Raw genomic sequence first — 26,481 nt, 5'->3', positions numbered from 1 at the left:
GCCGGGCGCGCCTTGCGCCTAACCACCCACCCGAAGCTGCGACAACGTAAGAAGCGTATCGGCACTGATCCCGACGGTGCCGCTGCTCGATAGGATCGACACGACCGGATCGACTGCCGTGTTATTCTCCAGATCGTAGAGCACGGCAAATCGTGCGAGAAGCTTCTTGAGCTCAACCGTGTCGCTCAGTATTTCGAGATCGAGATTCTTGTCGACGAACTTCGCCTGCTGGTCGATGTCCATGGAACTGAACTCGTCTGGCAGGCTGAAAATAGTCCGGAACACCTCGGCCAGCGCATCATCGGCCAGCAGGTCATAGGCGTCGACCAATGACCCCGCCATCCGTTCGAAATACAGCGCAAGGCGGACGCCCTCGTTTTCCTCGCCCGCCTGCTCCTCCAGCATCTGGTGCAGATAATGGTCGAGCGTTTCGTAGAATCCCTGGCGGGTGACAATGGCGTCCTTCTGCTCGCGCAGCAGGTTTCCTTCGCTGTCGAAGTTGAAGGAGGTCACCAGCGAGACATAGGCGGCGGAATTTTCCTGCTGATTGATGACGCTTTCCGGGTCGTCGAGATCGGAAGTGAAGATCTGGCGAAGCACGTCGGGGCTCACGCTTTCCGGGTTGATCCCATTGGCTTCGAGCGCGAAGCTCACCAGACGGGAATCCGCCAGGAATTCATCGAGCGAGGCAAGCTTGGGAACCTCGGCCGTGTAATAATCGCTCTCGTCCTCTGCCGCCGCCTTGTCGTCCTCCGATCCAAAACGGGACTTGTTGACGATGTAGCTCTTCGCGGTCTCCTGGATTTGCGTCTCGGATTGGGCGAGTGCAGGAACGCCGATTTCACCCTCTGTCGTAAAGTTGAACAGTTGGGCAAGCGTCAGGTAGCGCTCGTCCTTGAGCGTATAAACGAAACTTTTCGGATCGGTCAGGTCGCTGGTCAGCACCCGCTTGATCGTCCGCGCGCTTTCGGCATCGGGATCCAGCCCGACTGCTGTCAGCGCGAATTCGTAGATTGAAGCGGTGCCGACGAAGTCGTCGACGGAGGTCAGGTCGGAAACGGCGATCTCGTAAGCGCTGATCGCCTTCTCGTCCGCCTCCTCATCCTTGTCGTTATATCGCGTCATGTAGCGATTGGAGGTAAGGCTCGTTTGTGCCGCAGCCTGGGCCGTGTCCCCGGCAGCGAGTGTCCCGTCCTCCTGGAAATTGAAGGCCTTGGCGAGTGCTATGTAGTTCTCGTCGCCGCCGCCGATCGTGTTGACGTAACTATCCGGATCATCCGGATCGCTCGTGAGAATGTTTTTGATGGTCGCAGGAACGATCGTGACGCCGGTAAGGTCGAAGGCCGTTCTGATGTAGTTGTAAAGGCGCGCATCGGCGACGAGCTCATCGACGGTCGTGATGCTGGCGATCTGCTCCTCGAAATAGGCCTTGTTCAAAAGGGCCGCCTGCGGCGTGACGCGGGAGTTGCTGGAAATATAGAGATCGTTGGTGGCGAGCTTGTTTTCGGCCGTCTGCGCGGCGCCTGCCGTCGCGGCTCCGTCAGAGCCAAAATCGAAAGCCGCAGCGAGGTCGAGGTAGTTGTTAAGCGTGGCGATGGAATTCGTGTAGGTCGTTATCTTACGCTGGAGCCGTACTCGCTCGTCGTCGGTAAGCCCCCCCGCCGAAAGTTCCGCCTGCGCCTCTGCCTTCGCCGTTTCGAGGCTGGAGAGCTGGGGCGCAATCACGGTATTCTCGTAGCTGTCCGCATCGTCCGCACTGCTGGAAAGCACGCCACGAATCGTCTGTCGCGAATAGGTGCTCTCATCGATCCCGAAGGCGGTGAACACGTAGGCGCGCAGGCGGTCGTTGTTCAACAACTGATCGACGCTGGTGACCTTGTCGATCATGACGTTGTAGTAGCGGGTCTCCTCCTTCTGGGTCTCCCCGAGATTGGCGATGCTCGTGTTGTACAATCCGATGAGTTCGTCGAGTTGCGCCTCGGTCTGCGAGACGGCGGTCCCGCTGCTGAAGCTGTACGCCATTGCGAATTCACGATAGCGCTCATCCGTCAGCTTGTTGGCGAAACTGTTTTCGTCGGAGAGGTCACTTTCCAGCACCTTGCGCATGAAGGCGACCGAATCGATCATCTCCCCCAGCCCAAACGCCGCCATTGCGTAAGAATAGAGACGAAAATCGTCCAGGAACTCATCGACCGAAGTCACATTGCCGATGTTTTCTTTGAAGTATTGCGTATCGCGGGCGACGAGGGTTTGCTCCGAAACACGCTTGAGGCTGAGCGTCATGTCCCGCGCAATGAGATTATAGTCGAGATAAGTCGAAACCATGCGAGGGCCGCTCCACCAGACGGCCGACGCGCGCCCGTCTCCGATCATCAAACGGCCTCAAGGTGACGCGACACCCTTGCGCGAAGCTGTTCGGCCCATTGCGGCGCTGACGCAAAAAATGCCGTAGTTTCCGTTTACGAAGGAGAAACCCTGCAGGCTCGGCTTTTGCTAACCATCGGGCAACGCAAAGTTTTTTTAACCGCAATTCTTAAGCCGCGCGGAAGCGGCCGCGCCTATCCTCCCGCCCATAGAGGACGAAAAGTCCCGACGAGAAGACCGGCATCCCGGCTCTCAAGGAAAACAAGGGCGATGGAAATGGGCAATACACTCTCTCAACCGGCGTGGGTTGAAAACACGCTGCGACTCGATCCGAAGCGTTTCCCGCAGCAGGCAAGCTATATCTTGCATGGCGATGTGGGCAATGTCAGCATCAGCCTCGACCAGCGTGGCGCTGTGCTGCGCAAGGTGTTACCATCCAGCGGACTTCCGCTTTCAATCGCTTTGCCCGCCCGGGCCTTCAGGGGCGTGGCGGCGCGGGCCATCGACCACGGGAACGGAGAGGTTACAGTGACGCTAGAGCTCCATCACGACGATCCGGATCTTTGCATCCCGCTGCTCGTGGCCCATGATCTGTCCGACATTGCAGCCGATTGGCGTGCCTGGGCGGAGGCCTATCGAATCCCGATGCTGATGATCGAGGCGGACGGGGTGGCACGATCCCTCGAGGAACATCTCGGCGACGTGCGCACCGCACCGGCGAAACCGCGCCGGCGCCACGCCTTCTTCGCCGAGCGCCGACCTCGCTTCCTCGTGCGCCGCTCCACCGGGCAGCTTGGCGTGCACATGAAGATCAACGGCCGCGAAATCATCGCCCGTCGCTGACCTGACAAGTCCCCTTACAAATCCCTTCTCGTAATGGGAGCCGGCCATCAACAAATGGTCGGCTCTCTTGCATGGGCCTCGCGACGCCGGCAGACCGCCGCGCGATCCTCAAGAGCAGAGTGTTACCCGCGAAACAGCGCAAATGCGTTCTTCTTGTCATAAGCCGCGGCAGGACATAGAAGAAGGAGACGCCGATGCGCAGACCGCTGCTGACTACTTTCGCCGCTATCCGCGCCATCATCCGCGCTCGACTCGCTGAAAGGCGGCGGCGGGCCGATACTGAATTGAGTTGGGCTTGAATCGCATCCGGTGAACCCGGAGGCTTCTTCATAAAAGGCGCACGAGAAGCGCCAGAACCAGCCCCGCGAATACGATGAGGCCGACTGTGCCGTTGAATTTGAACAGCGCCAGGCATTGCAGCGGATCGTGGATATTCAGCACCAGGATCTGATAGGCGAGTACGACCGCCGCAATCACAAGCCCAATATAGGCGAAAAAGCCGGCGCCCGCTGCGAGAAACGCGAAGAACATCAGGAGGACGGCCATTCCATAGAGCCCGATCAGCCACGGCCCTGGGTTCTCGCCGAAGCGGCGCGCCGTGGAGCGGACGCCTATCAGTTCGTCATCCTCGCGGTCCTGATAGGCGTATATCGTGTCGTAGCCGATGGTCCAGGCGATGGCCGCCGCGTAGAGGATCACGGCCGCAACCGAGAGGGTACCGAATTCCGCCGCCCAGCCCATGATCGCTCCCCATGAGAAGGCAAGACCGAGGAAAAGTTGCGGCCAGTCCGTGAACCGCTTGGCGAAGGGATAGATGGCGACCAGCACCAGCGAGAGAATGCCCAGGAAGATGGTGAAGCCATTGAACTGCAGCAGGATGACGAAGCCCGCCAGCGCCTGCAGGATCATGAAGGCCTTGGCCTGGGCGCGCGTGACGCGGCCGGACGGCAGCGGGCGCGAGCGCGTGCGCGCCACCTCCATGTCGATATCATGGTCGACGAGATCGTTATAAGTGCAGCCGGCGCCACGCATGGCGATTGCCCCGGCGACGAAAAGAAAAACATGGAGAAGGAAGCGGGCCGGAGAAAAGCCGCCGAGGCTCGCGGCCGTGCCGGCGGCCAGAGCCGTGGACCAGAGGCATGGCCACATCAGCAATTGCCAGCCGATCGGTCTGTCCCAGCGGGCAAGTTGTGCATAGGGCCAGAGCGCGCGCGGCAGCGCACGATAGACCCAATTGGTGGATGGCGCGTCATGCACGCGGCCGGAATCGACGGGCGAGGTGCTCATGCTTTCTGTTTGGCGCCGCAAAGGCCGGCGGTCAAGCGCTTGACGCGGCGATGAAGGCAAGGTGAAGTCCCGCGACTTTCCGACTGCCGCGACGGTGCCTTTCCGTAAGTATTCCTCAATTATTCCCCCATAAAATCGGCCCATGGGCATCGAGCGGGGGCTGAGGATGAAAGGGCGTGCCGCAATTTCCGTGTTACTGGCAGCGCTTGTCGGCGCGTCCGCGTGCCATGCCGAGACACTGAACCTTTTGATCTGGGAAGACTATATTGACCAGGACCTCATCGATCGCTGGACGCAGGAGACCGGCGTTTCGATTCACCAGATCAATTTCGACAGCGACGACGCCCGCGACGTGATCCTCGCCGACCCGACCAATCACATCGACCTGGTCACGGTCGATGAGCATGGCGCTTCGCTCTTCGGCAAGAAGGGTGTCCTCGAACCCCTCTCCGACAGCAATCTGCCGGCGCTCGCGGACTATGCGCCCGAGTGGCGCAAGCGCTGCGCAGGCTATGGCCTTCCCTATCTGTGGGGCACGGTCGGGATTCTCTATCGTGCCGACGTCATCGAGCCGCCGCCTACGTCCTGGCAGGACATGATGCGTCCGGCGCCCGCCCTCAAGAAGCACGTCGCGATGTTCGACGACTATAGCGAACTCTTCGTGCCGCCGCTGGTACTGCTCGGCGCTTCCATCAATGCCAACGACACCGAGACCCTGAAGGCCGCCTTCGAATTACTGAAGGCCCAGGCGCCGTCCGTTCTGACCTACGACTATGTCATCACCGCCATTCAGAGCCCCACAATCGGCCAAGATATCCATATGGCGCTCGGCTACAGCGGCGATCAGCACGTCCTCAACGAGAAGATCGGCAAGTCCGGTCTGTGGCGCTACGCCGTTCCCTTAGAAGGAACGCTCTCCTGGCTCGACTGCGTTTCGGTTACCGCCGCCTCTCCCCACAAGCAACGGGCTCTGGAGTTCCTCAGATATGTCGGCTCGCCCGAGGTCGCAGCCGCCAATGCGCTGTCGCTGAACATGCCTACCCCGAGCAGTGCAGCACAGAAGCTCCTGCCTGAGTCCGTACGCTCCAATCCGGAAATCTACCCGCCGGAGGAGGTGCTGACGAGAAGTCAGTACCAGCAAGAACTTTCGGTCAATTCCGTCCAGGCGCGCCGGCGCATCATCAGCACATTGGCAAACTTCCAGTGACACTCAGCAAGCGCGCGCTCTTTCTGATCTTTCCCGTAGTGCTTGCCGGCTACTTTCTCGCGGCTCTCTCGGCTCACTACGCCGAAAAGCGATCAATTCGCGCATTGGAACAGGCGAAGCTTTCGCAGCGCCTGGAACACGCAGCCGCCGTCTTCCAGAACGAAATCCAGCGCAGCGAAGGTTTTCTCAATGCGCTGCTGAACGGCAATGCGCTACGCCAGTACGTGGCAGAGACGGACGAGCGCTACCGCGTAGCCGCGCTCGGCGTGCGCCTGCAGGAGAGCATAAGATCACTGTCGGACGATCCGATCGCGTATCTCTCATTCGCTATCCTCGATGCGCAGGGAGAAGTCCGATACTATTTTGAAAACAGCTGGGATCCCTTTGCCCAGATCGACAGGCCCCAAAGTGCTCTTGCAAGAAAGTTGGTTGCCAGCAAGCGGCTGAGCGACCTGACCTATCTCGAGCCCACTGGCGAGCGGCCGCGGATCGTTTACTCCCTCTTCGTCGATCCGGTCACCTTCCGCCGCCCGATGCCGAGCAACAAATCAAACGCGCTGCTGATGCAGATAGCCATACTGCCCGATCGCTTTCTGCAGATGCAGGCCGCCCTGAAGAAGGAGTATGGCGCCGACATCGTCCTCCAGCCATGGCCGCTCGCCGTCACGGACGCGCTTTCGGCGAGTGTGCCTCTCGGACCACAGCTATACGCGACGATCGCCGTGCCGGACTCTCACTTCGACGCGCAGATGCTGCAGCAGAAGATGCAGCTTGCCTTCGGCGCGCTTGCCATGAGCCTGATATCCATCTGCCTGATCGTCCTCCTGATCAGGCGCTTCATCACCGGTCCGATCGCAAGGCTCGATGCCAATGTGACGGCGGTCATGACCGGCGAGCACGACGAAATCGCAGGTGCGGGCACCGTGGGCGAAATCGGGCGCCTGACGCAGAACATCCGCGAGCTTCACCGCCAGTCCCTCAATTCGCTGCGGCTCGCGCAGCAGAAGTCCTGGACCGATACGCTCACAGGAATCGCCAATCGCGGCCGCTTCAATACGCTTGCCGCCGGCGTCGTCGATGACGTCCTGACCTCCGGCGGCAAGTGCAGCCTGCTGTTCATCGACATCGACAACTTCAAGTTCGTCAACGACAAATATGGCCACGAAGTCGGCGACGACCTGCTGAAGACACTCGCCACGCGCATCACCGGCTGCGTCGAGACCATCAGCCGAAGGAGGGGCCAAGCGCCGGCCATCATTGCTCGCCTCTCGGGCGACGAATTCGCGGTGCTTGCCCGTTCGCAACCGGGGGACGGCACCGTACGCGAGATGTCTTCCGCCATCCTCGCGCTCTTCGATGGCGGTTTCGAAGTCTCGGACAAGCGCTATCCGGTCACGGCGAGCATCGGCGTCGCCATATGCCCGGGTGACGCAATCACGGTCGCCGAACTGATATCCAATGCCGACGCCGCCATGTATCAGGCAAAGACCGGCGGCAAGAACCGGTCTGCCCGGTTCTCCCGTGCGATTCATGACAAGCGCACCAGGCAGCGCCAGATCCAGGAGGAGTTGCGCGCCATCGACCCGAACGAGCAGTTTCACCTCGTCTACATGCCGATCGTGAACACCCAAGGTCAGGTCACCGGCTGCGAAGCGCTGTTGCGCTGGCATTCCCCGGTTCTCGGCAATGTGACGCCGGACGAGTTCGTGCCGATAGCGGAAAGCTCCGGTCTCTTTTCAAAGATCGACTGGTGGGTCATCGACAAAGCCATGGCCGATTGCCACCAGTTGAAGGCGTTCTTTGGGCCCGACACGGTGGTGGCGATCAACATCTCCTCGGCGGAACTGCATTCGAGCGCGATCAACGACTATTTCTCAGAGTGCCTGGAGCGCCACGGGCTCGGTCCGCAATCGATCGATATCGAGCTGACCGAGACTTTCGCCGTCAAAATCAGCGATCAGTTGCGGGAAAACATCGAGGAGCTTCGGCGGAAGGGCTTTCGCCTTTCGATCGATGATTTCGGCGCCGGCTATACATCCGTCCAGCAGATCATCGACTATGCCGCCGACACGATCAAGCTCGACCGGGCGCTGGTTGCGGATCTCACCGCGTCGCACGCGCTCCCCGTATTAAAGGCGGTCGTGGCGCTTTGCCATGCGAAAGACATGGCGGTGGTCGGTGAAGGCGTCGACACACCGGAAAAGCTCGCAATGCTGACGGCGGCCGGCTGCGACCGTTTCCAGGGATATCTCATCAGCAAGCCCCTCGCCCTCGATGATCTGGCGATCTGGGGCCTGACCAGAACGGCGCGACATGCACCGACCCTCGCCGCCAAACGTTTCCGCGATTTTCCGGTCGCGGCGAGCGAGGCTTGAACACGGCATAGTGCGGGAATCACACATCCGCACCGCTTTTTCCTTGACCTGGCCCCATTTGCCGTCCTAACCGCAGCGCATCGACGAGCAGATGGCGGGGTTGGCGATGAAGGTTCTTCTGATCGGGTCGGGCGGACGTGAACATGCGCTAGCGTGGAAGATCGCGCAATCGCCGAAGCTCACCGCGCTCTATGCCGCGCCGGGCAATCCGGGCATCGCCGAAGAAGCAACGATCGTCGGACTCGATACCGAGAACCATTCGGCCATTCTCGACTTCTGCCGCGAACGGGCGATCGACTTTGTCGTCGTCGGCCCCGAGGCGCCCCTGGTCGCCGGCCTTGCAGACGTGCTTCGCGCCGCAAACATTCCCGTATTCGGCCCATCGGCCGCCGCTGCCCAGCTCGAAGGCTCCAAGGGCTTCACCAAGGACCTTTGCGCCAGATACGGAATTCCGACCGGCGCCTATAAGCGGTTCACCGCAGCCGAACCGGCCAAGGCCTATATCCGCGAACAGGGCGCACCGATCGTCATCAAGGCCGACGGGCTTGCCGCCGGCAAGGGCGTGACCGTCGCGATGACGCTCGAGGAGGCGCTTGCCGCCATCGACGACTGCTTTGCGGGTGCCTTCGGGTCTGCCGGTGCGGAAGTGGTGGTCGAAGCCTATCTCGACGGCGAAGAGGCAAGCTTTTTTTGCCTCTGCGACGGCGAGACGGTGCTGCCACTCGGCTCTGCGCAGGATCACAAGCGCGTTGGCGACGGCGATACGGGACCGAACACCGGCGGGATGGGTGCCTATTCGCCGGCCCCGGTAATGACTCAGGAAATGGTCGAACGGACGATGAAGGAGATCATCGAGCCGACGGTGCGCGGCATGGCCGAGAGCGGGCACCCGTTCACCGGCGTCTTCTTCGCCGGCCTGATGATCACCGAGAAGGGACCGGAACTCATCGAATACAATGTCCGCTTCGGCGATCCGGAATGCCAGGTCCTGATGATGCGCCTGACGAGCGACCTCCTGCCGCTGCTCTACGCAGCAGCAACGGGCGCGCTCGACGGCCTGAAGGCCGAATGGCGCGATGAGGCGGCGCTGACGGTCGTCATTGCCTCACGCGGCTATCCCGGAACCTACGAGAAAAACACGCCGATCGACTCGCTGCCGGAGGCGTCTGCCAGGACCAAGGTGTTTCATGCCGGAACAGCGATGCAGGACGGGCGGCTGGTCGCCACCGGCGGCCGGGTCCTGAATGTCACGGCCATGGGGCGGACCGTCGGCGAAGCCAAGAATGCCGCCTACGCCGCGCTGAAGGGCGTTTCGTGGGAGAATGGCTTCTGTCGTGCCGACATCGGTTGGCGCGCGGTCGAACGCGAGACGACGTGAACGGCGGAATTTCGGCCGCATCATTCAATTTTTACCAATTCTCCTGACGAGAAGGTAAGGGAAAGCTCATATTCTCCCCCGAACTGAAGCGAGGGAAGAGCTATACACGGTTTGCCCGCCCGTCCCGCTCCAGCTGCCGGAAACGACCACGATGATCTGAAGCAGACCCTGGATCACGTGAGCTAGCGAGGAGAGACCGATGCGTTCCCTGCTGATCACCGCCGCCCTCCTTTTCGCCGCCGGCACAGCGGCAGCATCCTCGATCGAAGACGTGGTCTCCGGCGAGGCCATTAATTCCAGCGTCGCGACGATCTCCTGTGCCGAGTGCCCTCCGCTACAGCCGAAGAAGAAGAGCTCCTATCTCGTGCCCGAGCTCGCGCCCGGAACGGACCGGGTTGAGCTCAAGGAAATCCATGGGGAGTTCAAGTCGGTCCGCACGGAGGCCTGGCTCGGCGGCTCGCCGGTGATCTTCGTCAGCAAAGCGTCGGAGGAAGCGATCAGGGCCGCGGCACTCGAAGCGGATCAAACGAAACAGGCATATGCCTCAACGAGCCCGTCCACACCACCCGCCGCGACGATCGACGTGACGACGAAGACCTCTGCGGTCGGCACCCCAACGCGGACCGAGCCGGTGAGCGCGGCCATGGCGGGCACTTCACGAGAATTTGATCCGTCCGCTTTCGCACTTCGGCTAGATTGAACCCATATAAACTGAGTTCCCTGCCCCATCGGCCAGGTTCAAGGACCGACGGGCGTTTCGCTGCAATGGCGAAAAGGTTGCGCCCCTGAGAGAAGCAGGGGCGTAATCTTTTGTCAGGAACCGAATTCCTCGATCCGCGCCGCCAACTCGCCGATCTGCCGATCGGAAAAGACCTCTATGCGGTTCGCGCGGAGCAGCGCCGCCGTCACCCCCGCCCCGGAAACCCGAGCGCCCCTGAAGCCCCCGTCATGGACGAAGCTTGAGCCGCAGGATGGGCTGCCATCGATAAGCAGCGCAAAGCGGCAATTCGTCCGACGCGCAAGAGCAAGCGCGTTTTCAGCCGCCTCGCGAAACGCGGCCGTCACATCCCCGCCGGTCCTTTCGAGGACGCGAGCATCGCCGGAAAGCACTGCGCCAGCGGTCCTGCCGGGCTCGATTTCCGCCGGCGGGCGCGGCACCGGCATGCCTGCCGACATTTCGGGACAGAGGACCACAAGCCGCCCCTCACCGCGCCAGCGTTCGATGGCCGGATGAAGGAGCGGCTTCGCTACGCCGTCGTAGCGCACCGCATGCCCCATGAGACAGGCACTGACGAGAATTCTTGCGATCATGCTGTCCGTCATAGACGGCCACCGCCGACTTCTTCAACAGAAGATTCATTCCGTCAGAAATACCGCGGCAACGAAACCAGCGGCATGACCCGCTGAAGGAGGGGCGCGAGATCGCCGAACCTGGACGTCAACCCTGTCAGATCCAGATATCATTCGCTGTCGTGCGCTCACCGCCCACCTCCCCGGTGTTCAGCGTCCCACGCGGTTCGATGAGCAACATCGTCACTTCGCTTGCTGCAAAGGGTTTGTGTTCGACGCCCTTCGGCACGATGTACATTTCGCCCGGACCGAGCGTCACCGCGCCATCACGAAAATCGATGCGGAGGACGCCCTCCAGCACGATGAAGGCCTCGTCCGTCTCGGGGTGATCGTGCCAGATGAAGTCGCCTTCAATGCGGACGATCTTGAACTGATAGTCGTTGAGCTCTGCGATCACGCGCGGCTGCCATCGATCGGTGAACTGCGCCAGCTTGTCTGCGAAGTTTATCGGGGCATAGGCGGGTCTGTTTGATTTCATCGCTGTTTCCTCAGGCTGTTTCCGACAGGAATAACAGCAGGAGCCTTGCGACCGGTCTTGAACGATCGTGCAGGAAGAGAGCCGTTTCAGGCTCGGTCCGCTTCGACAGCCGAAGGCATGCCCGCCACGCGCAGCCATCGTCCGGGGGTGACGCCGAAGGCCTTCTTGAAGTGGCGGCTCATATGCGCCTGGTCGGCAAAGCCCGCGACGAGCGCGGCCTGTGCAACTGGGACGCCCCGCCGCAGATGGACTTTGACCGTCTCAAGGCGCCTTTGCACCAGATAGCGATAGGGGCTCGTGCCGAAAAGCCGGCGGAAGTCGCGGCTGAGGCCCCAGCGATCGCGGCCGCTGATGGTTTCGAGGCTCTCAAGTGTCACAGTGCCTCCGGGCAGGTCATGGAGGTAAAGGCGCACCTGCTCGCAGGCGCGGTAGTCGAGCGTGCGGCCAGCCTTCGCGGGTCCGCCGCCGGCGACTTCAAGCGCACGGGCGAGTTCGAAAAGGCCGTCCTCGAATTCCAGGATTTCGATCCGGGCATCCGTCGCCGGAAGCAAGGCGCGAACCGCGGCGAAGAGGTGTGGATCGCAGGAGATCCCGCCCTTGATGAAAGGCAGCGGCCGACCACCGAGAACGCTCTGGATGGCTGCCGGCTCGATGTAGATCATGCGATAGTGAAAGCCATCCTCGCTACCGGCTTGGCCGTCATGCACTTCGTCGGGGTGCAGCACCATCGTCGTGGTAGGAAGGCTTGCCCGCTCGGCACCGCGATAATGGAAACTCTGAACGCCGGACAAGGTCTGGCCGATGGCATAGGTATCGTGCCGGTGCGGCTCGTAGGCACGCCCCGAAAAGAAGGCCTCGATACGCTCGAACGGGATGGCATCGTCGGCAACGGCAATCCAATCACCGCCCCGCTCGTGGCCCGGAGGCTCGATGACACCTGCGCCCGCGCTCGCATTGTCGCTCGTCATACGGCGGGAGTTAGGATCGCTCCCGTCGCTTGTCGACGTCATCCCGCGATCTTCGAGAAATCCGCGACCTCGCCGGTCGCCGTGCGGATCAGGCCCAACAGCGCCAGACGGTTGGCGCGGATCGCTACATTCTCGTCGTTGACGAGCACGTCGTCGAAGAAGACATCGACCGGCTCGCGCAATTTGGAGAGCGCCTCCATGGCCGAGCGGAAGTCCTCCTTGACGATCGCCTGGCGCGCGTCGTCGGAGGCGATCATAATCGAAGCGTGCAGCGTGCGCTCGGCGTCGAGCCGGAAGAGCTTCTCGTCCACTCTCGCGGCCACCTCGGTGCCCTTCTTCTCCTCGGCCGCAAGGATCTGCGTCGCGCGCTTGGTGCCGGCAAGCAGGTTCTTGCCCTCCTCCGCCGTGATGAAGGCCGTCAGCGCCTCGACGCGGCGGGCGATCATCAACAGGTCGTCGGCCTCAGGCGTCAGCACCGCGTCAATCAGGTCGTAGCGCGCCCCGAGGTCGCGTAGATAGACCTTCAGCCGGTCATGGAAGAAGGCGAGGAGGTCCCCGCCGATCTCGCCGGCAATGTCGGGCCGCTGAGCCTTGAGCCCTGCAAGGGCGACATCGAAGAAGGGCAGCATTGGGAGACGTGCCTTTCCTTCGAGCACGAGCCGGATCACGCCTAGCGCGGCGCGGCGTAGTGCGTAAGGATCCTTCGAGCCGGTCGGCTTTTCATCGATCGCCCAGAAGCCGACGAGCGTATCGAGTTTGTCCGCAAGCGCGACGGTGACCGATACCGGATCGGTCGGCACGCGGTCCGAAGGACCCTGAGGCTTGTAATGGTCTTCGATCGCGTTGGAGACGGCCTGATCCTCGCCCTGCAAGGCAGCATATTTGTGGCCCATGATGCCCTGAAGCTCCGGGAATTCCCCGACCGCTTCGGTGCGTAGATCCGCCTTGGCGAGAACGGCTGCGCGATCGACCAGCGCTGCATCGGCTCCGGTGATCTTGGCAAGTGCGGCAGCCAGGGCGCGGATGCGGGCGACGCGCTCGCCCTGGGTTCCGAGCTTGGCATGAAAGGTGACGTTCAGCGCATCGAGCTTCGCCATGCGCTGGTCGAGCGGCTTTTCAAGATCAAGCGCAAGCTTCGCCGCCGGCGCTTCCAGCGTTTCGAGGTCCGGCAGATCGCCCTGGTCGCGCTTCCAGAAATGCGCCGCATCGGAGAGGCGGGCGCGCACGACCTTGCCGTTGCCGTGGATGATCTCCTGGCCACCGTCGCGCGCTTCGATATTGGCAACGAGGATGAACTTGTTGGAAAGCTTTTCCGCCCCGGGCCGCCGCGTGACGAAGCATTTCTGGTTGGTCTTGATCGTCAGGCGGATGATTTCGGAAGGGATTTCCAGATAGCTCTCGTCGAAGCTTCCCATCAGCACGCGCGGCCACTCGACCAGACCTGCAACTTCCTCAAGCAGCCCTTCGTCCTCTACCAGTTCGAGGCCGTTGGCGAAGGCGATGTTGTGGGCGTCCGCTGAGATCATCTGTCTGCGGCGTTCGGCATCGAGCACGACCTTCGCCTTTTCGAGCTGCTCGGAATAATCGGCAAAGCGACGAACGCTGATCGCCTCCGGCGCATGGAACCGGTGGCCGTAGGTGACATTGCCGGCGACGATGCCGTCGACCTCGAAGGGGATCACCTTCGTCTCTTCGGTTTCTGCGCCGAAGGTGCAGATGATCGATTGCAGGGGGCGCACCCAGCGCAGGCTGCCCGCCCTGGCGGAAGCGGCGCCGGAGCGCATCGATTTCGGCCAGGGGAAGTCTCGGATGATTGCCGGCATCACATCGGCAATGATGTCTTCTGCCGCGCGGCCGGGCTTTACGATGTGAGCGACGTAAAATTCGCCCTTCTTCGGATCGCTGTGAACATGCGCTTCACTGATCGAGGAGAGACCCGCGGCGCGCAGGAAGCCTTCGATCGCCTTCTCGTTGGCATCGGTGCGCGGCCCCTTGCGCTCCTCGCGGACATCGGCGGAGCGGGCATTCAGGCCGCGAATGTCGAGCGTCAGCCGGCGCGGCGTCCAGTATTCGCGCGCGCCCTCATAGGTTAGGCCAGCCCCGACCAGGGCGTCGGTCACCAGCTTCTTTAAGTCGCCGGCCGCCTTGCGCTGCATGCGGGCAGGGATTTCTTCGGAGCGCAGTTCGATAAGAAGATCGGGCATGAATTCAGCTTTGTTATGTTCCGGACCGTTGGCGCGGGACTTAGCAAGCTCTGGAGAAAATGTCATCAAGTGCTGTGAGGAAATCGGCGCACTCTACCAGCCGCCGCCACCGCCGCCGCCTCCACCACCGCCGGAGAAGCCGCCGCCGGACGAGAAGCCCGATGACGCACTCTTTGGCGGAGGCGGCAGCGAAGACGTCATCGTACCCGCCATGGAGCCGGCGAAATCGCCGATCGTATCGGCGAAAGACCCCGGACTGAAGGAATCGCCGTGATACCACGCCGGCTGATAGGCAGCGGCCGCGGCTGCACCGCCTGCTGCGGCCAGCAGCCAGCGATCGAACGTCTCCGTCCACGGCTTCTCGACGCCGAGCGCAACCGCATAGGGCAAGAGCGTCTCGAAATGCCGCGGCGACATTTCCGGCGCGCCTTGCATGTTCAAGCGATCCTTTTCGGCAAGCGTCATATATTGCCTGAGACCGTCGATCCCATCCATCATGCGGGTGCCGAGCGGCGTCGGCGCCCCCATCAGGAAGAAGAAGAGCAAGTTGACGAGCAGTATGCCGCCGATTGCGGAAAGCAGCGCCAGGTCATCCGGTTCGCTCGCAGAGAGCACGACGACCGCCAGGATGCTCGAGAAGACGGAGAAGAGCACGAAACCGATAAAGGCGAGCACGACGATCGACAGAATGCGGCGCGCGAGGCTCGACCCGCGCCGTAGTGATTTGCCGAATGAAACCGCCAGGGTCGAAACAAGAATGGCGAAGACGACGGGAACGAAAACGAGAGGGATCTTGTCCTCTCCGAGATCGCCAAAGATGAACAGTGCGCCCAGCGAAACCACCGAAATCAGGACGCCACCGATGATATATCCGGTATTGGCGCGGTAGTATTTATCGCGGTGTTCGCGCTCCATCGCGCGGCGAAAACCGGACCCTGCCGCTTCGACCTTTTTGCCGTTCGCCCGATCGATCGTAAGCCTGCCGTTGGCCGCTGCGATCGCCTTCATCACTGCCGCCTCACCCGTCGGCAGCTGCTCCACGCCCCCCTTGCCGGTGGCGGCGATGACGATGGCATTCTTCAGATCGTCGAGGACGACATAGCCCTTGACAGCAAGGTTGAGCACGGCCGCAGAAAGTGCTGTCCATCCCTCACCGGAAAAACCCCTGTTGTCGACATAGTTGACGAGAGCCGGCGAAATTCCGTCCGGCGGATCCCAGCGCGGCACCATGACCCCACGGGCGGGATCGCGGCCGACGCGGACCCAGGCACGCCCGTAATAGAGGGTGACGAGCAGGAGGCCTGCCGCGGCGATGACCAGTGTCAGACGGTCGCGTAGCCACCAGATGTTTTCCTGGCCAGCGCTCGGCCGGTCGATACTGCCCTTCGGCATCATGATCGCGATCGACAATCCTTCCTGCGGACGCAGCCTTCGCGTGGTCGCAAAGAATATCTCGTCACCCTCTTCCACAACGCGCGCATCCTTGCCGGTGGCGCCGTAGCCGCCGGTGAAGACGTCGAGCGCCTGAGCCCTGACCCCCGACGGCAAGGTCACCGTTGCAGTTGCCTCCTCGATCGGAAAAATCCACTCGGTTCCGGTCACGTTCCAATAAAGTTCGTCGTGGTCGTCGAAGAAGCGTATCTGGCGTCCGGTCTCGTATGAGATCTGGAATGTATGTTCGCCATGCGGCAGGAAGACGTCGGCCTTACCGGTGTAAACGCGGATCCCGCCGCTGATCGCCTCCGTGCGGTGCTCCTCCTCCTCGCCGTCGCGCTCGACGGAAAGGACCTTGAAGTCCACGCGGGCCCGGCGGCCATTCTCATCGAGGAAGGTCAGCGGAAAATCGCGGTAGATGCCGCGGCGGATCTCCCTGCCTTCGACATTTGCCGTGATCGTTTCCGTGATCGTGAGCGTGCCATCCCTGGCGACGTCGATCACCGAATGAAAGGCGGAGATGATCTCTGCCGCTGCAGCGGGCGACGTCGCCAGAAGGGGCAGTGCGACCGCCAACGCCGCCAAGAGCCGCCTCATAGCAATGCCCCCTTCCTCACCCGATACGAATCAGAACCTGACCGACGGCACAGCACGATCCGCCTCGTTGGTGATCTCGAAGTAACCGGCCCGGGCAAAACGGAATAGGTTCGCAATCAGATTCGACGGGAAGCTCTCGACCTTCACGTTCAAGTCGCGGGCAGCGCCGTTGTAATAGCGGCGGGACATCTGGATCTCGCCTTCAATCGTCTCCAGCGAACGCTGCAGTTCGGCGAAATTCTGGTTGGCCTTCAGGTCGGGATAGGCTTCAGCGAGCGCAAAGAGGCGGCCGAGCGCCTGCGAGAGCGCCCCCTCCACCGCGGCCCGGCCGGCTACGTCGCCTTCCGGCACGGCCTGTGCCCGGTTGCGAAGTGCGACCACCTCCTCGAGCGTCGACTTCTCGTGCGCCGCATAGCCCTTCACCGTCTCGATCAGATTGGGAATGAGATCGGCGCGGCGTTTCAACTGTACGTCGATGCCGGACCAGGCCTCCTGGGTCATCTGCCGCGCCCTGACAAGGCTGTTGTAGACGTAGACAAGATAAAGGATCACGGCGACACCGATTGCCAGCCCGAGCATGAGAACCCTCCTTTTGCACCCGCCGGAGCTTACTGCATGATTCCTCGAATCCAAATCGATTTAGGATGAAAGCCTGCAGCAATTTCAAAGAGCCCGCCGCGACTCTCGGGCGCAGCACACGGGCAGCCGCAACTGCATTCCGACGGGAGACGCAAGGGCGACCGCCCGCATCGAAGCGGCACCAGGGGAGCGGTATTCCGCATGCGCCGCGCTGCTGTCGACCGACGAATTTCGACTGCCTGCCGGCCTGTATCCCCGGTAACGGCGCCGGACCAGCAAGTGGGGGATAGTAGATCCACCCGCACGCCAGGACGCAAAGGTCCCCCGATGAAACCGCTCGCGACCCTCGTCAACGCGATCGCCTTTACAGCGCTCTTCGCTACCTATGCGGGCGTAGAGGAGGTCGAAAGGCCGGACGGCGTCCGCCGCGCGCTGGAGACCTATGCCAGGGCGCTGCAGCCGGGCGCTTCTCCGCTCGTGAAACCGACCCGCCCTATGGAAAACGACGATCTGCTCTGATCGCAGCCGGGCCAACGGCACCCTGGCAACCGTCAGGCTGCCTCCTGATTCCAATTCGCGCCGCCTGCATCGGTCAGCAGGAAGGCTTCGCCGCAGGCCTTTGCGAGGGTGCGCACGCGCAGGATGTAGCTCTGGCGCTCCGTCACCGAAATCACGCCGCGCGCATCCAGAAGATTGAAGACATGGCTCGCCTTGATGCACTGGTCATAGGCGGGCAAGACGCATTTGTGCAGGCGATCGTTGCCGGCGTTGGGCGCACCGGCGGCAAGAAGCGCCAGGCACTCCTTCTCCGCGTCGATAAAGTGCTGATGCAGCATCGCTGTGTTGGCGTATTCGAAATTGTACCGCGAATACTCCTGCTCAGCCTGCAGGAAGACATCGCCATACGTGATCTTTTCTGCGCCCTCGCGGCCGTTGAAATTGAGGTCGTAGACATTGTCGACGCCCTGGACGTACATCGCCAATCGCTCGAGGCCATAGGTCAGTTCGCCGGAAACCGGCGAGCACTCGATGCCGCAGACCTGCTGGAAATAGGTGAATTGCGACACTTCCATGCCGTCGCACCAGCACTCCCAACCAAGGCCCCACGCACCAAGCGTCGGGCTTTCCCAGTCGTCCTCTACGAAGCGGATATCGTGCAGCAGCGGATCGAGACCGATCGCCTCGAGCGAGCCGAGATAGAGTTCCTGAAGATTGGACGGGTTGGGTTTCAGGATCACCTGATATTGATAATAATGCTGGAGCCGGTTCGGATTTTCGCCATAGCGGCCGTCGGCTGGACGCCGCGAGGGCTGGACATAGGCCGCGCGCCACGGCTTCGGCCCGAGCGCGCGGAGCGTCGTCGCCGGATGGAAGGTGCCGGCGCCAACTTCCATATCATAGGGCTGGAGCACCGCGCAGCCCTTGTCGGCCCAATAGTTGTGCAGTGTCAGGATCAAAGCCTGGAACGAGCGCTTCGGGTTCATATGGTCCGGGAGGGGGGCAGCGGTCATGGGTTCGTCCGAATTCTTCGACATGTGCGGGGACAGGTGCCATGCCGGAGAACTAGGGTCAAGCGCCTTGGCCGATCCACGGCCTAAGCCTCAGCCTGCGGCAATTTATCGCTCGTCGTCGCGCCTCAGGCGGTATTCGCCGGTCTTCGGATCCTTGACGAGCGTTCCGTCGGCGCCGCTCTCGCGCTCACGGCGCAAACGCTCGCGCTGGCGCGCGAGCCGCTCGGCGTCGGCGATGAACTTGCGATAGCCGATCCAGGCGATAACAGCGATGATCAAGAGCAGAATGATCTGCGGCATGTTTCCTCCTCTGCGCCTCCCGGATCAGACAGAATGCCAGCTGGAGGTGCAGCGATTCCCTGGCCGGGCGGTGCGGGACCGACCGAAATCTACTGCCCTTGGTATCACAGCCCGAAACGCGCCCATAGCGCCCTTTCTTCTATCGCCTCGACAAGTCCCGCTACAGCAGAAGCGGCGAGTGGGGCTGCGAGAGATCCCGCGACCGCCGCCCCCGGCTGGCGCCGTCCGAAGAGGCTGCGGCTCGGCTGGATGAGTTCAAGCCGCGCCTTTTCGCCATAGCGCCTCTTCACCTCTCCGCGCATGTCACCGAGTCCATCGACGAGGCCAAGCTCCCGCCCGCGACGCCCTGTCCAGAAGAGACCCGAGAATATATCGGGATTGTCGCTGAGCAGCGTGCCGCGCCGGGCCTTGACCATCTCGATGAAGGTATCGTGGATATCGAGCTGAAGTGATTTCAAGAACTCGACGTCCCGCTCCTTTTCCGGCTGGAACGGATCGAGGACCACCTTGTTCTCGCCGGCCGTATAGATGCGCCGTTCGACGCCGATCTTCTTCAACAGCTCCGGAAAACCGAACCCGCCGGACACGACACCGATCGAGCCGACGATCGAACTCGGATCGGCAATGATCTCGTCGCCGGCAAGCGCAATCATGTAGCCGCCCGAGGCCGCCACGTCCTCGACGAAGATCAGGACCCGCTTTTTCTTCTCCTCGGCGAGATCGCGGATACGCTGGTAGATCAGGCGCGACTGCACCGGCGAGCCGCCGGGCGAGTTGACGGAGATGGCTACGGCCGGAGCCTCCTTGACGGCGAAGGCTTTCTCGAGCAGCGGCGCCACCGTCGCGAGATTGAGAGCAGGACGGAACTGGCTGCCCCCGGCCATGATCGCGCCATGGAGCCGGATAGCCGGGATCGTTTGCCCGTCCTTGCGAAAACGCCTCGGAAGCAATTTTTTCAAGAACCCGGCCATTTCAACTCCTGCTCATTCGAAACTTGTCCCTGCATGTATGCACTGCCGCAGCAAACGCAATGCCACGCTTACCGTTTATCGCCGGCGAGGATAGGCGGTCCGGCCGTTATTGAGGTCGTCGACGTCCGGGGAGAAACGGTGCGTCCCCTCCCCGTGCATCACGAGCGGCGCGCGCAGCGCCAATCGCTTGCGGCTCTGCTTGATCGCGGTCACCAGGATACGCACGGCGTTTTCGCCGGCGCGCGGCAGGAGCGGCGTGATTTCGATGCCGCCGAAGCGGCGGCCACAGGCTGCGATGATCTCGGCGATCGATTCCGGCCGGGCTATGAGCGAAAGCTGGCCCCCGGGCTTCATGACCGCGCCCGCGGTCTTGATCCAGGTTTCGAAGAGATCGTCGCTCATCGCGTGGGCCTCGGCCTTCAGCCGATCCGGCGTCCGGCGATCGGCGGCATCGTTAAAGGGCGGGTTCATGATGACGTGATCGAAGGTGTCATCGGCAAGGCCCGCCTCTACGCGTGCCTTGCCAGTCAGCGTCACATCCGCCTCGAGAACGGCGACGCGTCCCGCAAAATGTGCATTTGCAGGCAAGGCAAGGCTGCGACGGGCAAAGCCGGCCATGATCGGCGAGCGTTCGACGAGCAGCACCTCAGCCGTTGCAACGCGCGAGGCGACCGCCATGCCGGCCGCCCCCGCCCCTGCACCGAGATCGGCGACGCGGCAGGAACCCTCGCAGGAAACGAGGGCCGCAAGCAGCATTGCGTCCATGCCGGAGCGATGCCCCTGGCCAAGCGGCTGGATCAGGTGAAAGCCGCCTCGGTGGAACGCATCCACGGTTTCCTTGATCAGCGTTGTCATGGCCGCCATTCTGCCAGCGCATCGCGGCCGGTCCGCGGAGATGCCTCGATCACTGCCGCAGTTCCTTTTCCAGGCCAGCTTCGACCAGAATGCGCCGGGCCCGCTCGGCATCCTCCTCGGCCACCAGGAAGCGCCGCGGCAACAGGCCGAGCGAGCCTTCAAGGATGCTCATGTCGCGATCGGCGACGAAACAGGTGATGCCGGCGTCCTTCATCAGACTTTCTGCGAAGGAGAGAAGGACGGCATCGTTGGTGCGGATCAGTTCCTTCATCGCGATCGGGTCTCCTCCTTCAAATTCCAGCGGGCGAGGCAATTCGCCTCTTGCCGCACGAGCCACCTCTTTACTATTGTCACAACCGAGCAAGAAACAGGAGTCCGGGGCGTTGGGCGTAGTGATACCGCTGGAAGACGGCAAAAACAAACAGGCGTCCGTGAAGCCGCTCGTCGGGCTCACGGCGTCCGACATGGAGCGGGTCAACCAGCTTATTCTCTCGAAGGCCGGCTCCGACGTGCAGATGATTCCGGAGGTCGCCAACCACCTGATTTCTTCGGGCGGCAAGCGCCTGCGGCCGATGCTGACACTCGCGGCCGCTTCGATGTTCGGCTATGACGGCGACGCCCATGTCAAGCTCGCGACCAGCGTCGAGTTCATGCATACGGCGACACTTCTGCACGACGACGTGGTCGACGAAAGCGATCTCAGGCGCGGCAAGTCGACGGCGCGGACGATCTGGGGCAATCAGGCGAGCGTGCTCGTCGGCGACTTCCTGCTCGGCCAGGCCTTCCGCATGATGGTGGATGTCGGTTCGTTGGATGCGCTCGATGTGCTCTCAACCGCCGCATCTGTGATCGCGGAGGGTGAAGTTCTCCAGTTGTCCGTGGCCAAAAACATGGAGACCACTGAGGACGACTATCTGCAGGTGATCCGCGCCAAGACGGCTGCGCTCTTTGCCGCGGCCGCCGAGGTCGGCCCCATTGTTGCGGCTGCGAGCAAGGCCGATCGCAACGCGCTGAAATCCTACGGCATGAATCTCGGCCTTGCCTTCCAACTCGTCGACGACGTACTCGACTATGGCGGATCGTCGATTAATCTCGGCAAGAATGTCGGCGACGACTTCCGAGAGGGCAAGATCACGTTGCCGGTCATTCTTTCCTATCGACGCGGCACGCCGCAGGACCGCGCCTTCTGGCGCGAAGCCATCGAAGGTGGCGCCAGTGATGGGGCCAATCTCGAAAAGGCACTCGGGCTAATCCACCGCTACGGGGGGCTGACCGATACGATTGCGCGCGCCCAGCATTACGGCACGATCGCGCGCGATGCGCTCGCGCCCCTCACCGCTTCCCCCTGGAAAGCTGCGCTCACCGAGGTGATCGATTTCTGCATCGATCGAGTGAGCTAGCCGGCTGGTCAGGGTTTCCCTTGAGGAATTTCTTGCCGGGCTGCGCCAAAAAAGCCATTCTGTTTTTCGAGACTTGCGTCCGGCACCCTCCAATCGACTCCGCAGCAATGAGCGATGGCGCGATGCGCCGGACCATCGGCAACGAAAGGTTTGATATGCGGCAGAATAAACTCCTTCGGCTTCTCAGCGCCGCGGCAATGCTGGCCCTCGTGGTTACGACCGGCAGCCATTACGCCTTCGCTGAAGAAGCGGCTGCGGTCGAGGACGCCGAACCTTTCGACCTCACGAGCGCAAACACCTTCGCCGGTGCCTTCCTGGCGGCTCGCACCGCCGATGTCGATCGAGATTATGCGATGGCGGCAGACCTCTACCGGATCGCATTGCAGTTCGAGCCGGACAACCGGGAAGTCAAGCAGCGCCTGATGATCACGCTGTTGATCGGCGGCGAATTCGACGAAGGCGTCAAGGTTGCCGAGGATCTGAAGTCAGAGCGGGCCGTCGAACGGATCACGACGGTCGTCCGCGCCATCGACGCGATCCGCAAACGCGAATACCGCACGGCCCAAAAGCTCTTGAAATATGAAGGCCCCAACGACCTCGACCGGCTGATGAGCACTCTGCTCTCCGCCTGGGCGAAATACGGTCAGGGCAGGCCGAAGGAAGCGCTTGCGCAGATTAAGGCGCTCGACGGGCCGGAATGGTTCCGGGTGTTCAAGAATTATCATGCTGGCGCGATCGCTCTGGCCGCCGGCGACAAGGCGACGGCGCGCGCGAGGCTGAACGACGCCATTCTCGACCGGGAAGGCGGAAGTGCCGCGCCGGACACCTTCATGCGTGCGGTTGAGGCGCTGGCGCGCTTCGAGGCGCGAGAGGGCAACAAGCAGAAGGCGCTCGATACCGTCTCCGTTGGCGAAAGCCTCGTCAACAACTACACTCCGCTCGAGGCGCTCAGGAAAAGCATTGAAGAGGGCAAACACCAGGAGCAGCAGGTACGTACGGCCGTGCAGGGTGCGGCTGCCGTGCTCTTCTCGATCGGTGGTGCCCTCAACCGGGAAGGTGCCGAGGACATCGTGTCGCTTTACCTCCAGACGGCGCGCCGGCTCGATCCGGACAGTGCCGATATCCTGGTGATGCTGGGAGGCATTGCCGAAAACCTGAAGAAGGAGCAGGAGGCAATCGCGCTTTACAGGAGTGTGCCTGAAGATTCGCCAATGCGCCGGGTCTCGGAACTGCAACTCGGCCTCGCCCTTGCCGGCGTCGGCAAGGTCGACGAGGCTAAGAAGCACCTGCAGGGGCTGATCGAACTCGATCCCAAGAACATCCGCAATTATCTCGCCTATGGCAGCGTGCTTTCCGACGCCAAGGCGTACAAGGAAATGGGCGAGCTTTACGATCGTGCAGTCGAGGCGATCGGCCCGGTTCCGAAGCGTAGCGACTGGACCGTCTTCTTCCAGCGCGGGATCGCCTATGAGCGCCAGAAGCTCTGGGAGAAGGCAGAGCCGAATTTTCGCAAGGCTCTGGAGCTCAACCCCGACCAACCGCAGGTCCTTAACTATCTCGGCTACTCCTGGGTCGACATGAACATCAACCTCGAAGAGGGCCTGGAGATGATCCGTAAGGCGGTCGAGCTCAAGCCCGACGACGGTTACATCGTCGATTCGCTCGGCTGGGCCTATTTCCGCATGAACCGCTTCGAGGAGGCAGTGGGCGAGCTCGAGCGTGCGGCGGAGTTGATGGCCGGAGATCCGACGATCAACGATCACCTTGGCGACGCCTATTGGCGGGTGGGACGCAAGCTCGAGGCAGTGTTCCAATGGACCCAGGCGCTGGAGTTGGAGCCGGAGGAAGCGGAAATTCCGAAGATCAAGGCAAAGATCGAAAACGGATTGCCGCCTCTCGCGCAGACCGTTCCGGCTGCGGCGGATGCCAAGGAGACCCTGCCGAAAAAGGGCGCCGCGGAAACCGCTGCATCGGACAAGAAATCCTGATAACCGAATGCAGGCAGACGACCTCTCCGGCTTCGCACTGACCTCAGCGGCGCCGGCCAAGATCAATCTGGCGCTGCATGTCATCGGCCAGCGTGGCGACGGCCATCACCTCCTCGAAAGCTTGGTCACCTTCGCCGATCTCGGCGATCGGGTGGGCCTAGCACCGGCGGAGGCTGACCGCTTTACCGTCTCGGGCCGTTTTTCGCAGGACCTGGCGACCACGGCTCAGGGCCGGGATGGCAATCTGGTCCTGCGCGCTCGCGATCTCCTGCGCAGCGAACTGACCGGAAGGGGAGAATCCGCTGGCCCGGTCCATCTGCATCTTGAGAAGAACCTGCCGATCGCCTCCGGCATTGGCGGCGGCTCGGCAGATGCCGCCGCGACGCTCAAAGGGCTGCTTGCGCTCTGGGAAGCAAGTATCGCGCCCGAAGGACTGAACAAGCTCGCCCTCCAGCTCGGTGCCGATGTGCCGATGTGTCTCGAAGGCCGCACGCTTATCGCAAGGGGAATCGGCGAAGTGATCACGCCGCTCCCCGCTTTGCCGTCCTTCGCGATCGTCCTCGCCAACCCGCTCGTCGCCATATCGACGCCGGTGATATTCAGGACGCTTGCCAGAAAGGCGAACCCGCCGCTGGTGCTGCCGCAAGGCATCGAAACAACCGAGGAGTGGCTGAGCGCTCTGGCCGGCATGCGCAACGATCTGGAGCCACCGGCTCGCGCCCTGGAGCCATCGATCGAACACGTGTCCGATGCCTTGAGCGCGGCCGGCGCAGACCTCGTGCGCATGTCCGGCTCGGGTGCGACCTGCTTCGGCCTGTTCCGCAGCGATGAAGAGGCGGCTGCGGCTGCACGGCGCATTTCCGCCGCCCATGCCGGGTGGTACGTTCTAGCCAGCCGCAGTTCCGGAAAGAGAGGATAAGGCCAGATGCCGGGAATCGACGAGACTCGCCACTTCATTCCCGTCGGCATCGCCGTCCTCACCGTCTCCGACACGCGTACGCGCGCGGACGACAAGTCCGGCGATACCCTGGAGACGAGGATCCGCGAAGCGGGTCATCTGCTCAAGGCCCGCGCAATCGTCCCTGACGAGCGGCAGAAGATTTACGATCAGGTGAAAACCTGGACGCTCGACCCCGAAATCGACGTCGTCATCACCACCGGCGGCACAGGCTTCACCGGCCGCGACGTGACGCCGGAGGCGCTGGAGCCGCTGTTCGAAAAGCGCATGGACGGCTTTTCCGAAGTCTTTCACCGCATTTCCTTCGACAAGATCGGCACATCGACGATCCAGTCGCGGGCAACCGGCGGGGTTGCGAACGCCACCTTAATCTTCGTGCTGCCCGGCTCGCCCGGGGCCTGCAAGGATGCCTGGGATGGAATCCTGAAACAGCAGCTCGACTATCGGCACATGCCCTGCAATTTCGTCGAAATCATGCCGCGACTCGACGAGCACCTGAAGCGCGGTTGAGGAAACTGTTCCCTTTGGAACAGCCGCCGGCGGAAAGAGCCGCTACCCTTGTTACGTTAGCTTCGCGCGGCCAGGTGACTATTCGCTTGGAATGAACGCGACGGCGCCTCTTTCCTAAAAATATGGGGAAGTAGGAGATATATAACATGCGCTCCACCCGGTCGGGGCATCATGGCAAAGATTTTTCGCGAGCAAGGTGATTTAAGAATGGCTTCGGGGGTGCCGCAAGGCACACCCCATATTCCGTGGGTCTGGGCAAGCTCGTTCAGGCGCGCTCGGCCATCCGGTGTCTCAGCGCCACCCATGCTGGAACGAGTTCCGTGCCAAGCTTGCGCACCGACCGCGCATTCGCGATATCGCTCAGCCGCATATCGGCACGCGCCATGGCGACGGCGTCAAGCTTTCGCATCAAGAATCCAGTCTCAAGCGGGGGCGCCCTCTTGGACAGCCGGCTGAGTAGGGGCCGCTTGTGCACTCTCGATGGAGAGAAGCGCGCCGGCGCCTTGTTGAGCGAGACATATTCGAGGAGTTCGTCGACCCAGCGGCCCACAGGACGGGCGCCCGGCTCGAGCAGCATCAGCCACTCGCCCCGTGCCGACCGCACGACATCGCCAAGGTCCCAGTCGACACAGAAGCGACAGCCCGCGGCGTCGGCGACATGCAGCGAGCCGTCCTTGGAACCGTGATCGAGTATGATGACGTCGCTGACGAGCCCTTCCACTGCACCCGTGACCAGTGCGGAAAGCGTTTGTGCCAGCTCCGCTTCATTGTCCCGCGTTTCCATAATGATCGTCAGCATAGCCGTTCCTAGCGCATTGCAGAGGCAAATACCACAAGATTACAGGGGCAAAGCCGACCGCCTCCTCCCGATGCCGAGATGACATGGAATTTTGTTCTTGATTTGTTCTGCTGTCTACGGTAGGA

Annotated in this window: 24 protein-coding genes; 10 read left to right on the top strand and 14 right to left on the bottom strand. The window is 62.1% G+C overall.

What is annotated here, in order from left to right; genetic code table 11:
* Positions 1-18: 18 nt before the first annotated feature.
* A complete protein-coding gene (locus EKH55_RS02280; protein WP_151610907.1) occupies positions 19-2,325 on the bottom strand; it encodes a DUF1217 domain-containing protein in 2,307 nt (768 codons plus the stop codon).
* A gap of 315 nt (positions 2,326-2,640) precedes the next feature.
* Here EKH55_RS02280 and EKH55_RS02275 point away from each other — a divergent pair, with 315 nt between their 5' ends.
* Entirely contained in the window at positions 2,641-3,207 is a 567-nt protein-coding gene (locus EKH55_RS02275; RefSeq protein ID WP_083265436.1) for a DUF6101 family protein, read from the top strand.
* A 327-nt stretch (positions 3,208-3,534) separates the two neighbouring features.
* Here the strand turns inward: EKH55_RS02275 and ubiA are convergent, their stop codons facing one another.
* Positions 3,535-4,494 (bottom strand): 4-hydroxybenzoate octaprenyltransferase, encoded by a 960-nt coding sequence (gene ubiA / locus EKH55_RS02270; RefSeq protein WP_069460364.1) that lies wholly within the window; start codon positions 4,492-4,494, stop codon positions 3,535-3,537.
* Between the two features lie 166 nt (positions 4,495-4,660).
* Between ubiA and EKH55_RS02265 the strand changes: the two genes are divergently transcribed.
* From EKH55_RS02265 to EKH55_RS02250, 4 genes are all read left to right on the top strand, one after another.
* The gene (locus tag EKH55_RS02265) at positions 4,661-5,701 is read left to right on the top strand and encodes a polyamine ABC transporter substrate-binding protein (protein ID WP_151610906.1); all 1,041 of its coding nucleotides are present in this window, start codon (positions 4,661-4,663) and stop codon (positions 5,699-5,701) included.
* A complete protein-coding gene (locus EKH55_RS02260; protein WP_069460363.1) occupies positions 5,698-8,076 on the top strand; it encodes a putative bifunctional diguanylate cyclase/phosphodiesterase in 2,379 nt (792 codons plus the stop codon). The genes EKH55_RS02265 and EKH55_RS02260 overlap by 4 nt, the downstream gene beginning before the upstream one ends.
* A 106-nt stretch (positions 8,077-8,182) precedes the next feature.
* On the top strand, positions 8,183-9,454 hold the full coding sequence (purD, locus tag EKH55_RS02255; protein WP_151610905.1) for a phosphoribosylamine--glycine ligase: 1,272 nt from the start codon (positions 8,183-8,185) through the stop codon (positions 9,452-9,454).
* 199 nt (positions 9,455-9,653) lie between these two features.
* Positions 9,654-10,154: a plant virulence effector HPE1-like domain-containing protein gene (locus tag EKH55_RS02250; protein WP_069460361.1), complete on the top strand. Its 501-nt coding sequence runs from the start codon at positions 9,654-9,656 to the stop codon at positions 10,152-10,154.
* A 113-nt stretch (positions 10,155-10,267) separates the two neighbouring features.
* Here EKH55_RS02250 and EKH55_RS02245 read toward each other — a convergent pair whose 3' ends face one another.
* The 6 genes from EKH55_RS02245 to EKH55_RS02220 form a co-directional block, all read right to left on the bottom strand.
* A complete protein-coding gene (locus tag EKH55_RS02245) occupies positions 10,268-10,765 on the bottom strand; it encodes a 2-thiouracil desulfurase family protein (protein WP_151611930.1) in 498 nt (165 codons plus the stop codon).
* Positions 10,766-10,901: 136 nt separating this feature from the next.
* Positions 10,902-11,282, bottom strand: a complete 381-nt coding sequence (locus EKH55_RS02240; RefSeq protein WP_069460360.1) for a cupin domain-containing protein — start codon at positions 11,280-11,282, stop codon at positions 10,902-10,904.
* A gap of 86 nt (positions 11,283-11,368) precedes the next feature.
* Complete coding sequence (locus EKH55_RS02235; protein WP_246231764.1) at positions 11,369-12,292, bottom strand: AraC family transcriptional regulator; 924 nt, start codon at positions 12,290-12,292, stop codon at positions 11,369-11,371.
* Positions 12,289-14,454: a glycine--tRNA ligase subunit beta gene (glyS, locus tag EKH55_RS02230; protein WP_069460359.1), complete on the bottom strand. Its 2,166-nt coding sequence runs from the start codon at positions 14,452-14,454 to the stop codon at positions 12,289-12,291. Before glyS ends, EKH55_RS02235 begins: the two co-directional genes overlap by 4 nt.
* A gap of 93 nt (positions 14,455-14,547) precedes the next feature.
* A complete protein-coding gene (locus EKH55_RS02225; RefSeq protein ID WP_151610904.1) occupies positions 14,548-16,485 on the bottom strand; it encodes a DUF2207 domain-containing protein in 1,938 nt (645 codons plus the stop codon).
* Positions 16,486-16,515: 30 nt separating this feature from the next.
* The gene (locus EKH55_RS02220; protein WP_069460357.1) at positions 16,516-17,064 is read right to left on the bottom strand and encodes a LemA family protein; all 549 of its coding nucleotides are present in this window, start codon (positions 17,062-17,064) and stop codon (positions 16,516-16,518) included.
* 327 nt (positions 17,065-17,391) lie between these two features.
* Here EKH55_RS02220 and EKH55_RS02215 point away from each other — a divergent pair, with 327 nt between their 5' ends.
* Positions 17,392-17,583 (top strand): hypothetical protein, encoded by a 192-nt coding sequence (locus tag EKH55_RS02215; protein WP_069460356.1) that lies wholly within the window; start codon positions 17,392-17,394, stop codon positions 17,581-17,583.
* Between the two features lie 32 nt (positions 17,584-17,615).
* On the opposite strand, the gene EKH55_RS02210 is transcribed toward EKH55_RS02215, so the two are convergent.
* The 5 genes from EKH55_RS02210 to EKH55_RS02190 form a co-directional block, all read right to left on the bottom strand.
* On the bottom strand, positions 17,616-18,575 hold the full coding sequence (locus EKH55_RS02210; RefSeq protein WP_151610903.1) for a glycine--tRNA ligase subunit alpha: 960 nt from the start codon (positions 18,573-18,575) through the stop codon (positions 17,616-17,618).
* 105 nt (positions 18,576-18,680) lie between these two features.
* On the bottom strand, positions 18,681-18,875 hold the full coding sequence (locus EKH55_RS02205) for a hypothetical protein (RefSeq protein WP_069460355.1): 195 nt from the start codon (positions 18,873-18,875) through the stop codon (positions 18,681-18,683).
* 104 nt (positions 18,876-18,979) lie between these two features.
* Positions 18,980-19,846 carry a S49 family peptidase gene (locus EKH55_RS02200; RefSeq protein ID WP_069460354.1) on the bottom strand — a complete coding sequence of 289 codons (867 nt, stop codon included), beginning with the start codon at positions 19,844-19,846 and terminating at the stop codon, positions 18,980-18,982.
* A gap of 75 nt (positions 19,847-19,921) precedes the next feature.
* Positions 19,922-20,710, bottom strand: coding sequence for a tRNA1(Val) (adenine(37)-N6)-methyltransferase (locus EKH55_RS02195; protein WP_427915834.1), 789 nt, complete (start codon positions 20,708-20,710; stop codon positions 19,922-19,924).
* 40 nt (positions 20,711-20,750) lie between these two features.
* The gene (locus EKH55_RS02190; RefSeq protein ID WP_069460353.1) at positions 20,751-20,972 is read right to left on the bottom strand and encodes a putative signal transducing protein; all 222 of its coding nucleotides are present in this window, start codon (positions 20,970-20,972) and stop codon (positions 20,751-20,753) included.
* 112 nt (positions 20,973-21,084) lie between these two features.
* Between EKH55_RS02190 and EKH55_RS02185 the strand changes: the two genes are divergently transcribed.
* The 4 genes from EKH55_RS02185 to moaB all read left to right on the top strand — a co-directional run bounded on the left by EKH55_RS02185 (position 21,085) and on the right by moaB (position 25,557).
* Complete coding sequence (locus EKH55_RS02185) at positions 21,085-22,101, top strand: polyprenyl synthetase family protein (protein ID WP_151610901.1); 1,017 nt, start codon at positions 21,085-21,087, stop codon at positions 22,099-22,101.
* A gap of 155 nt (positions 22,102-22,256) precedes the next feature.
* The gene (locus EKH55_RS02180; protein ID WP_069460807.1) at positions 22,257-24,089 is read left to right on the top strand and encodes a tetratricopeptide repeat protein; all 1,833 of its coding nucleotides are present in this window, start codon (positions 22,257-22,259) and stop codon (positions 24,087-24,089) included.
* Between the two features lie 7 nt (positions 24,090-24,096).
* Positions 24,097-25,008, top strand: coding sequence for a 4-(cytidine 5'-diphospho)-2-C-methyl-D-erythritol kinase (locus EKH55_RS02175; protein WP_192803734.1), 912 nt, complete (start codon positions 24,097-24,099; stop codon positions 25,006-25,008).
* 6 nt (positions 25,009-25,014) lie between these two features.
* On the top strand, positions 25,015-25,557 hold the full coding sequence (gene moaB, locus EKH55_RS02170) for a molybdenum cofactor biosynthesis protein B (protein ID WP_069460350.1): 543 nt from the start codon (positions 25,015-25,017) through the stop codon (positions 25,555-25,557).
* Between the two features lie 265 nt (positions 25,558-25,822).
* Here moaB and EKH55_RS02165 read toward each other — a convergent pair whose 3' ends face one another.
* On the bottom strand, positions 25,823-26,356 hold the full coding sequence (locus EKH55_RS02165; RefSeq protein WP_069460349.1) for a glycosyltransferase family protein: 534 nt from the start codon (positions 26,354-26,356) through the stop codon (positions 25,823-25,825).
* Between the last annotated feature and the right edge of the window lie 125 nt (positions 26,357-26,481).

Origin of the sequence: Sinorhizobium alkalisoli (assembly GCF_008932245.1) — a bacterium.
Lineage (GTDB): Bacteria > Pseudomonadota > Alphaproteobacteria > Rhizobiales > Rhizobiaceae > Sinorhizobium > Sinorhizobium alkalisoli.
The sequence above is the reverse complement of the archived record's forward strand: the minus strand, read 5'-3'. Positions and strand labels throughout refer to the sequence as shown.

What these genes read in the sequence shown, in the direction of transcription:
- EKH55_RS02180 (WP_069460807.1), top strand. Translation starts at nt 22,257, where the DNA reads ATGCGGCAGAATAAACTCCTTCGGCTTCTCAGCGCCGCGGCAATGCTG.
- EKH55_RS02215 (WP_069460356.1), top strand. Translation starts at nt 17,392, where the DNA reads ATGAAACCGCTCGCGACCCTCGTCAACGCGATCGCCTTTACAGCGCTC.
- EKH55_RS02190 (WP_069460353.1), bottom strand. Translation starts at nt 20,972, where the DNA reads ATGAAGGAACTGATCCGCACCAACGATGCCGTCCTTCTCTCCTTCGCA.
- EKH55_RS02265 (WP_151610906.1), top strand. Translation starts at nt 4,661, where the DNA reads ATGAAAGGGCGTGCCGCAATTTCCGTGTTACTGGCAGCGCTTGTCGGC.
- purD (WP_151610905.1), top strand. Translation starts at nt 8,183, where the DNA reads ATGAAGGTTCTTCTGATCGGGTCGGGCGGACGTGAACATGCGCTAGCG.
- EKH55_RS02280 (WP_151610907.1), bottom strand. Translation starts at nt 2,325, where the DNA reads ATGGTTTCGACTTATCTCGACTATAATCTCATTGCGCGGGACATGACG.
- moaB (WP_069460350.1), top strand. Translation starts at nt 25,015, where the DNA reads ATGCCGGGAATCGACGAGACTCGCCACTTCATTCCCGTCGGCATCGCC.
- EKH55_RS02220 (WP_069460357.1), bottom strand. Translation starts at nt 17,064, where the DNA reads ATGCTCGGGCTGGCAATCGGTGTCGCCGTGATCCTTTATCTTGTCTAC.
- EKH55_RS02175 (WP_192803734.1), top strand. Translation starts at nt 24,097, where the DNA reads ATGCAGGCAGACGACCTCTCCGGCTTCGCACTGACCTCAGCGGCGCCG.
- EKH55_RS02250 (WP_069460361.1), top strand. Translation starts at nt 9,654, where the DNA reads ATGCGTTCCCTGCTGATCACCGCCGCCCTCCTTTTCGCCGCCGGCACA.
- EKH55_RS02210 (WP_151610903.1), bottom strand. Translation starts at nt 18,575, where the DNA reads ATGACCGCTGCCCCCCTCCCGGACCATATGAACCCGAAGCGCTCGTTC.
- EKH55_RS02245 (WP_151611930.1), bottom strand. Translation starts at nt 10,765, where the DNA reads ATGATCGCAAGAATTCTCGTCAGTGCCTGTCTCATGGGGCATGCGGTG.
- EKH55_RS02275 (WP_083265436.1), top strand. Translation starts at nt 2,641, where the DNA reads ATGGGCAATACACTCTCTCAACCGGCGTGGGTTGAAAACACGCTGCGA.
- glyS (WP_069460359.1), bottom strand. Translation starts at nt 14,454, where the DNA reads ATGCCCGATCTTCTTATCGAACTGCGCTCCGAAGAAATCCCTGCCCGC.
- EKH55_RS02200 (WP_069460354.1), bottom strand. Translation starts at nt 19,846, where the DNA reads ATGGCCGGGTTCTTGAAAAAATTGCTTCCGAGGCGTTTTCGCAAGGAC.
- ubiA (WP_069460364.1), bottom strand. Translation starts at nt 4,494, where the DNA reads ATGAGCACCTCGCCCGTCGATTCCGGCCGCGTGCATGACGCGCCATCC.
- EKH55_RS02240 (WP_069460360.1), bottom strand. Translation starts at nt 11,282, where the DNA reads ATGAAATCAAACAGACCCGCCTATGCCCCGATAAACTTCGCAGACAAG.
- EKH55_RS02165 (WP_069460349.1), bottom strand. Translation starts at nt 26,356, where the DNA reads ATGCTGACGATCATTATGGAAACGCGGGACAATGAAGCGGAGCTGGCA.
- EKH55_RS02235 (WP_246231764.1), bottom strand. Translation starts at nt 12,292, where the DNA reads ATGACGTCGACAAGCGACGGGAGCGATCCTAACTCCCGCCGTATGACG.
- EKH55_RS02205 (WP_069460355.1), bottom strand. Translation starts at nt 18,875, where the DNA reads ATGCCGCAGATCATTCTGCTCTTGATCATCGCTGTTATCGCCTGGATC.
- EKH55_RS02225 (WP_151610904.1), bottom strand. Translation starts at nt 16,485, where the DNA reads ATGAGGCGGCTCTTGGCGGCGTTGGCGGTCGCACTGCCCCTTCTGGCG.
- EKH55_RS02195 (WP_427915834.1), bottom strand. Translation starts at nt 20,710, where the DNA reads ATGGCGGCCATGACAACGCTGATCAAGGAAACCGTGGATGCGTTCCAC.